This window comes from Aquipuribacter hungaricus (assembly GCF_037860755.1).
Lineage (GTDB): Bacteria > Actinomycetota > Actinomycetes > Actinomycetales > JBBAYJ01 > Aquipuribacter > Aquipuribacter hungaricus.
In genome coordinates, this window is the sequence record NZ_JBBEOI010000201.1 from 1 (window position 1) to 6,403 (window position 6,403).

The 6,403-nt window shown below is 73.3% G+C and carries 10 protein-coding genes; all 10 read right to left on the bottom strand.

Features of this window, described 5'->3' with window-relative positions; translation table 11 throughout:
- Positions 1-22: 22 nt before the first annotated feature.
- Positions 23-322, bottom strand: a complete 300-nt coding sequence (locus tag WCS02_RS15990) for a hypothetical protein (protein WP_340295032.1) — start codon at positions 320-322, stop codon at positions 23-25.
- A 49-nt stretch (positions 323-371) separates the two neighbouring features.
- Positions 372-1,244, bottom strand: a complete 873-nt coding sequence (locus WCS02_RS15995) for a tRNA pseudouridine synthase A (RefSeq protein ID WP_340295034.1) — start codon at positions 1,242-1,244, stop codon at positions 372-374.
- A gap of 16 nt (positions 1,245-1,260) precedes the next feature.
- Positions 1,261-1,926, bottom strand: a complete 666-nt coding sequence (gene rplQ / locus WCS02_RS16000; RefSeq protein WP_340295036.1) for a 50S ribosomal protein L17 — start codon at positions 1,924-1,926, stop codon at positions 1,261-1,263.
- An 83-nt stretch (positions 1,927-2,009) separates the two neighbouring features.
- Positions 2,010-3,062, bottom strand: a complete 1,053-nt coding sequence (locus tag WCS02_RS16005) for a DNA-directed RNA polymerase subunit alpha (protein WP_340295038.1) — start codon at positions 3,060-3,062, stop codon at positions 2,010-2,012.
- An 86-nt stretch (positions 3,063-3,148) separates the two neighbouring features.
- The gene (gene rpsD / locus WCS02_RS16010) at positions 3,149-3,775 is read right to left on the bottom strand and encodes a 30S ribosomal protein S4 (RefSeq protein ID WP_340295039.1); all 627 of its coding nucleotides are present in this window, start codon (positions 3,773-3,775) and stop codon (positions 3,149-3,151) included.
- Between the two features lie 32 nt (positions 3,776-3,807).
- Positions 3,808-4,215 (bottom strand): 30S ribosomal protein S11, encoded by a 408-nt coding sequence (gene rpsK, locus WCS02_RS16015; RefSeq protein WP_340295041.1) that lies wholly within the window; start codon positions 4,213-4,215, stop codon positions 3,808-3,810.
- A 53-nt stretch (positions 4,216-4,268) separates the two neighbouring features.
- The gene (gene rpsM, locus WCS02_RS16020) at positions 4,269-4,649 is read right to left on the bottom strand and encodes a 30S ribosomal protein S13 (RefSeq protein ID WP_340295043.1); all 381 of its coding nucleotides are present in this window, start codon (positions 4,647-4,649) and stop codon (positions 4,269-4,271) included.
- Positions 4,650-4,802: 153 nt separating this feature from the next.
- Complete coding sequence (gene rpmJ / locus WCS02_RS16025; RefSeq protein WP_110851912.1) at positions 4,803-4,916, bottom strand: 50S ribosomal protein L36; 114 nt, start codon at positions 4,914-4,916, stop codon at positions 4,803-4,805.
- A 40-nt stretch (positions 4,917-4,956) separates the two neighbouring features.
- Positions 4,957-5,178, bottom strand: a complete 222-nt coding sequence (infA, locus tag WCS02_RS16030; protein ID WP_336920739.1) for a translation initiation factor IF-1 — start codon at positions 5,176-5,178, stop codon at positions 4,957-4,959.
- 192 nt (positions 5,179-5,370) lie between these two features.
- On the bottom strand, positions 5,371-6,403 hold a 1,033-nt coding region (locus WCS02_RS16035), incomplete at its 5' end, for a CHAT domain-containing protein (RefSeq protein ID WP_340295045.1).

The window sequence follows — 6,403 nt, forward strand, 5'->3', positions numbered from 1 at the left end:
GTGCCGACGGTCCGGGCGGGGGTCACCGGTCGGGCCGCGTGCCGCGCCGGGCGGCCCGCAGCGGCTCCAGCCCGTCGAGCCGGCGCTGGTCCTCGCCCTCGCGCTCCGCCCGGCGCACGCGGGCGCGCAGGACCTGCACGAGCAGGACGAAGAGCAGCAGGACCACCGAGGCCCCGGTCACCGCACCCAGGGCCGTGTCGACCCCGTCGTGGGTCACCACGAGGGCGGCCAGGGCCGGCACGACGGCGAGCAGCAGCAGGGCCAGCGGCAGGAGCCGTGAGTGGAGGGCACGCGTGGCAGGTGGGTCGTCGAGGGGCGTCATGCGTCAACCTTCCCTTGACGTCCGCGCGGCTGTCAAGGATGCATTGACGTCAGTCGTCCCGGCGGGCGCGCGACTCCACGGCCCGGGCCGCGAGCCCGGCGTCGTCGGGGTAGTCGACGGCCACGAGCGTGAGGCCGTGCGCCGCGGCCACGGTGACCCGGGGGTCCCGGCGCCGGGCCAGGAGCACCTCCAGCGGGAAACCCATGACGGCACGCCCGTCCCCGACCGGCAGCACCGCGCCGACCAGGGCGCGCACCATGGAGTGGCAGAACGCGTCGGCGGTGACCTGGGCCACCACCGTCCCGTCCGGCTCCCGGGACCAGACGTAGGACAGCAGCGTCCGTACCGTCGTCGCGCCCTCGCGGCGGCGGCAGAAGGCGGCGAAGTCCTGCAGGCCGAGCAGCTGCCGCGACGCGGCGGTCAGCAGGCCCGTGTCCAGGGGGCGGGGGTGGGCGAGCGTGTCGTGCCGGCGCAGGGGGTCCGGGCCCGCGGGGTCGTCGCAGACCCGGTAGCGGTAGTGCCGCCGCAGCGCCGAGAACCGGGCGTCGAAGCCGGGCGGCGCCGGCGCCATCGCCGTCAGCCGCACCTCCGGCGCCAGCAGGGAGCGCAGCCGGCGGGTGGCGCCCACGGTGCCGCCGGCGCGCGCCAACGACTCCTGGTCGACGTCGACGTGGACGCACTGGGCCGTGGCGTGGACACCGGCGTCGGTCCGCCCGGCCACCACGAGGCCGGAGCGGATGCGGGGCACGTCGGTGCGCAGGACCGTCGCCAGGGACTCCTCGAGCAGCCCCGCGACCGTCCGCTGGCCGGGCTGGACGGCCCAGCCGCGGAACCCCGCCCCGTCGTAGGCCAGGTCCAGGCGCAGACGCACGGACCCGCCGTCGCTGGCGACGGCGGGTCCGTGGTGGGGCTGGTGGGTCATCGGTGCAGGTGCAGGGTCAGGCCTTCTCGTCCGGGACCGACGTGTCGGGCTCGTCGATGACGTCCTCGGCGATCTCGGTCGCGACCTCCGCGTCGGCCTGGGCCTCGGCGACGTCGGGCACGGACTCCTCGCGGGCGTCCTCCGCGGCCTCCTCGGCCCCGGCGGCACCGTCGACGGCGCCCTCGACGTCACCCTCGGCTGCTGCCTCGACCGTGTCGTCCTTGGCCGCCTCAGCCTCGGCGGCCGGGGCGGACTGCGCGGACGAGCCGGCGGAGCGACGCGTGGCGGCCTCCGCCTCCTTCACCGTGGCGACCTTGGGGCTGAAGGGCTCCAGGACCAGCTCGATGACGGCCATCGGCGCGTTGTCGCCCTTGCGCGCGGCGATCTTGGTGATGCGCGTGTAGCCGCCCGGACGCTCCGCGACGAGCGGGGCGATCTCGGTGAACAGGAAGTGCACCACGCTCTTGTCCTTGATGACCGTCATCACCCGGCGGCGGGCGTGCAGGTCACCGCGCTTGGCGAACGTCACCATGCGCTCGGCGAGCGGGCGGACGCGGCGCGCCTTGGCCTCGGTGGTGGTGATGCGCCGGTGCTCGAAGAGCGACGTCGCGAGGTTGGCGAGCATGATCCGCTCGTGCGCCGGTCCCCCGCCGAGACGGGGTCCCTTGGTGGGCGTGGGCATGGAGTTCTCCTCGGTGTGGTCGGTGCCGGCGGGGGCCGGCGTCCGGTCGGGTGCGCCCGGTCAGGAAGACGGGCAGCGGGTGGTCAGAGCTGCTCGTCCTCGACGGCCGAGGTGTCGTCGGCGTCGTACGCCGTGGAGAACGGGTCCTCCGTGTCGGACTCGGCGTAGCTGGCCAGCGCCACCGCGGGGTCGAACCCGGGGGGGCTGTCCTTGAGCTGCAGGCCCAGGCCGGCGAGCTTGGCCTTGACCTCGTCGATGGACTTGGCACCGAAGTTGCGGATGTCGAGCAGGTCCGCCTCGCTGCGGCCGACGAGCTCGCCGACGGAGTGGATGCCCTCGCGCTTGAGGCAGTTGTACGAGCGGACGGTGAGGTCCAGCTCCTCGATCGGCAGCGCGAGGTCGGCCGCCAGGGCGGCGTCGTTCGGCGACGGGCCGATGTCGATGCCCTCGGCCTCGACGTTGAGCTCGCGCGCCAGGCCGAACAGCTCGGTGAGCGTGCGCCCGGCCGAGGCCATGGCGTCGCGCGGGCTGATCGAGCTCTTGGTCTCGACGTCGACGATGAGCCGGTCGAAGTCGGTGCGCTGCTCGACGCGGGTCGCCTCGACCTTGTAGGTCACGCGGCGGACCGGGGAGTAGATGGAGTCGACCGGGATGCGGCCGATCTCGGACTCGACGTTCTTGTTCTGGGCGGCGGAGACGTAGCCGCGACCGCGCTCGACGGTGAACTCCACCTCGAGCTTGCCCTTCTCGTTGAGCGTGGCGATGACCAGCTCGGGGTTGTGCACCTCGACGCCGGCGGGCGGGGCGATGTCCGCGGCGGTGACCAGGCCGGGGCCCTGCTTGCGCAGGTACATGACGACCGGCTCGTCGAACTCGCTGGAGACCACGAGCTCCTTGAGGTTCAGGATGATCTCGGTGACGTCCTCCTTGACACCGGTGACCGTCGAGAACTCGTGGAGCACGCCGTCGATGCGGATGCTCGTGACGGCCGCGCCAGGGATGGACGACAGCAGGGTGCGGCGGAGGCTGTTGCCGAGGGTGTAGCCGAAGCCGGGCTCGAGGGGCTCGATGACGAACCGCGAGCGGGCGTCGCCGACGACGTCCTCGGACAGGGTGGGGCGCTGTGCGATGAGCACGGGTGTTCTCCTTCTTCGGGGCGTCCGCTATATGACGCCCGGGTGACGTGCAGGGGCCGCACCCCGAGGGGTGCGGCCCCGTGGGCTCACTTGGAGTAGAGCTCGACGACCAGCTGCTCCTGGACGGCGGTGTCGATGACCTGGCGGGCCGGCAGGCCGTGGACCAGGATCATCATCCGGTCGGGGTTGACCTCGAGCCACGCGGGCACGGTGCGCTCCCCGACCTGGGCGCGGGCGACGACGAACGGCGTGGACTCCACGCTGCTGGCGCGCACCTCGATGATGTCGTTCTCGCTCACGCGGAACGACGGGATGTCGACCTTGTGGCCGTTGACGGTGAAGTGCCCGTGCTTGACCAGCTGGCGGCCCATGTCACGGCTGGCGGCGAAGCCGGCGCGGTACACGACGTTGTCCAGGCGGGACTCGAGCAGGCGGAGCAGGTTGTCGCCCGTCTTGCCCTGCTGGCCGGAGGCCTCTTCGAAGTAGTTGCGGAACTGCTTCTCGAGGACGCCGTAGATGCGGGCCATCTTCTGCTTCTCGCGCATCTGGAGCAGGTACTCGGACTCCTTGGTGCGCGCGCGGCCGTGCTCGCCCGGCGGATAGGGCCGGATCTCGATCGGGCACTTGGGCGTGTCGCACTTGGCGCCCTTGAGGTAGAGCTTGGTCTTCTCGCGGCGGCACCGCTTGCAGTCAGGGCCGGTGTAACGAGCCATGTGTGTGTCTTCTCCTCTTCAGGCTCTGGCGCTCAGACGCGGCGGCGCTTGGGCGGGCGGCAGCCGTTGTGCGGCTGCGGGGTGACGTCGGAGATCGCACCGATCTCAAGGCCGGCGGCGGTCAGGGACCGGATCGCCGTCTCGCGGCCGGAGCCCGGCCCCTTGACCAGGACGTCGACCTTCTTCATCCCGTGCTCCTGCGCACGGCGCGCGGCGGCCTCGGCGGCCATCTGCGCGGCGAAGGGCGTCGACTTGCGCGAGCCCTTGAAGCCGACCTGGCCCGAGGAGGCCCAGGCGATGACGTTCCCGCCCGGGTCGGTGATCGACACGATGGTGTTGTTGAAGGTGCTCTTGATGTGGGCGACGCCCGCGGCGATGTTCTTCCGCTCCTTGCGGCGCGGCTTGCGCGCGGCGGACGCGGCTCGGGTCTTGGGTGGCATGCGGCTGGTCTCTCCTGGTCAGACGGTCCGGTGAGCGGCGGAAGGAGCGGGGCTCACTTCTTGCCGACCTTCTTCTTGCCGGCGACGGTCCGCTTCGGACCCTTCCGGGTACGTGCGTTGGTCTTGGTGCGCTGGCCGCGGACGGGCAGGTGGCGGCGGTGGCGCAGGCCCTCGTAGGAGCCGATCTCCACCTTGCGCCGGATGTCGGCGGCCACCTCGCGGCGGAGGTCGCCCTCGACGCGGTACGTGGCCTCGATGTAGGTGCGGAGCGCGACGAGCTGGTCCTCGGTGAGGTCCTTCACGCGGACGTCGGGGCTGATGCCCGTCGCCGCGAGGGTCTCGTGGGACCGGGTCCGGCCGATGCCGAAGACGTAGGTGAGCGCGATCTCGACCCGCTTCTCGCGGGGGAGGTCGACACCGACGAGACGTGCCATGTCAGTTGCCTCTCAGTGCTCGAGGGTCTGGAGCGGCACCGTCCGCGGGGGCTCCCGTGGTCCCCGGCCCTCGACCGGGGGTGTCGTCCGCCGCCGGCGTGGCCGGGGGCTGACGGGTGACGCAAGGGTGGTGCGGTGGTGCAGGGGCGGTGATCAGCCCTGGCGCTGCTTGTGGCGCAGGTTGGTGCAGATCACCATGACCCGGCCGTGACGGCGGATCACCTTGCAGTTGTCGCAGATCTTCTTGACGCTGGGCTTGACCTTCATCGATGGACTCCCTGGCGGCTGTCCCTCTCGGGACGGGCCGTCACTTGTAGCGGTAGACGATGCGTCCGCGGGACAGGTCGTACGGGCTGAGCTCCACCACCACGCGGTCCTCGGGGAGGATCCGGATGTAGTGCTGCCGCATCTTCCCGGAGATGTGGGCCAGGACCTTGTGCCCGTTCTCCAGCTCGACGCGGAACATGGCGTTGGGGAGGGCTTCGACCACGCTGCCCTCGATCTCGATGACCCCGTCCTTCTTCGGCATGTGCCTCCGCTATCGCTACGTGCTCCTGGTGGGGAGCCTCATGGGTGTAGCCGCACCGGCGGTGCGACCGAGGCGACGTGTGACAGGTCCCGTCCACCCGGACCAGCCGCGGGGGGTGACGGGACAGAGCCGTGCGCCAACGGGCAAGCCTACGCCACGCGCGGGCGCTGGACGAAATCCGCCGGCAGCGGTCTACCAGCCCGAGCCGAAGCAGACGAACGGCGCCGGTGGCGAGCCGTCCGGGAGCCCTGCGAGCGCCTCGGCCAGGGCCCTCGCCGGGGCCAGGCCGGCGGCGAGGCCGCGGTGGTGGGCGGCGGCCACCTGCGCGCTCACGCCGTCCTCCACGCGGGCGACCCCGGCGACGACGCTGCCCACGCCGGCCTGCAGGAGCGCCGCCGTCATGCCCAGGCGCTCGTCCCCCGCCCGGGTCTCGGCGCAGCCCAGCTCGCAGGCGGACAGCACGACGTGGCTGGGGAGCCTCGGCAGGTCGTGGAGCTCGTGGCCGAACAGCGGCCCGTCGGCCATCCGCAGGTGGCTGAACAGCGGGCTCTGTGGCTCGTGCACCCCGTGCGCCGCGACGTGGAGGACGTCGGCGCGGGCGGCGGCCTCGCGCGCGGCCGCGGCGTCGGCCCGCCGGGTGAGGGTGGCCCCGCCCCAGGCCCGCGACACGGCGTCGAGCTCCGCGTCCCCGTGGTCCAGGCCCGGCCCGAGGACCGCCTCGACCCCGGCGCCTCGGGAGAACCACTCCCCCGGCCTGCCGCGCAGCCACGACGTGCCCGTCGCGCTCACCGTGACCGTGCGGCCCCGCAGCCCCTTGAGCATCCCCCACGGCACGAGCGACAGCACCGCGGTGGGCGCGACCAGCAGCGGGCGGGCGGGGTCGAGGCCCATGACGGGCGCGAGCAGCTGCGCCGACAGGCGGGCGAGCCCGGAGGCCAGCGAGCGCCGCGCCACGTCGGCGATGACGGCCGGGGTGCCGCGGACGGCGAGCAGGTCGAGGTCGGCGCGGACGGCCCGCGCGTCCTCCACCGCACGCACGACGGGTCCCAGCGTGGCTAGCCGGGGCCGCCCGTCGCCGAGCACGACCGCCAGCAGCGTCCCCCGGTGGGCGAGGACGGCGAGCATGGCCCCGCCGGCGCCGGCGAGCCCGTCGGCGAGGCGGGCCACCGGGACGGGCCGCACCCCGGCGTCACGGGCACCGCCCGCCCCCTCGCGCTGCCAGGCC

Bases quoted from the DNA above. Each gene is read 5' to 3' on its own strand.
- rpsM (WP_340295043.1), bottom strand. From the start codon at position 4,649: ATGGCACGTCTCGTCGGTGTCGACCTCCCCCGCGAGAAGCGGGTCGAG.
- rpmJ (WP_110851912.1), bottom strand. From the start codon at position 4,916: ATGAAGGTCAAGCCCAGCGTCAAGAAGATCTGCGACAACTGCAAGGTG.
- rpsD (WP_340295039.1), bottom strand. From the start codon at position 3,775: ATGGCTCGTTACACCGGCCCTGACTGCAAGCGGTGCCGCCGCGAGAAG.
- WCS02_RS15995 (WP_340295034.1), bottom strand. From the start codon at position 1,244: ATGACCCACCAGCCCCACCACGGACCCGCCGTCGCCAGCGACGGCGGG.
- rpsK (WP_340295041.1), bottom strand. From the start codon at position 4,215: ATGCCACCCAAGACCCGAGCCGCGTCCGCCGCGCGCAAGCCGCGCCGC.
- rplQ (WP_340295036.1), bottom strand. From the start codon at position 1,926: ATGCCCACGCCCACCAAGGGACCCCGTCTCGGCGGGGGACCGGCGCAC.
- WCS02_RS15990 (WP_340295032.1), bottom strand. From the start codon at position 322: ATGACGCCCCTCGACGACCCACCTGCCACGCGTGCCCTCCACTCACGG.
- infA (WP_336920739.1), bottom strand. From the start codon at position 5,178: ATGCCGAAGAAGGACGGGGTCATCGAGATCGAGGGCAGCGTGGTCGAA.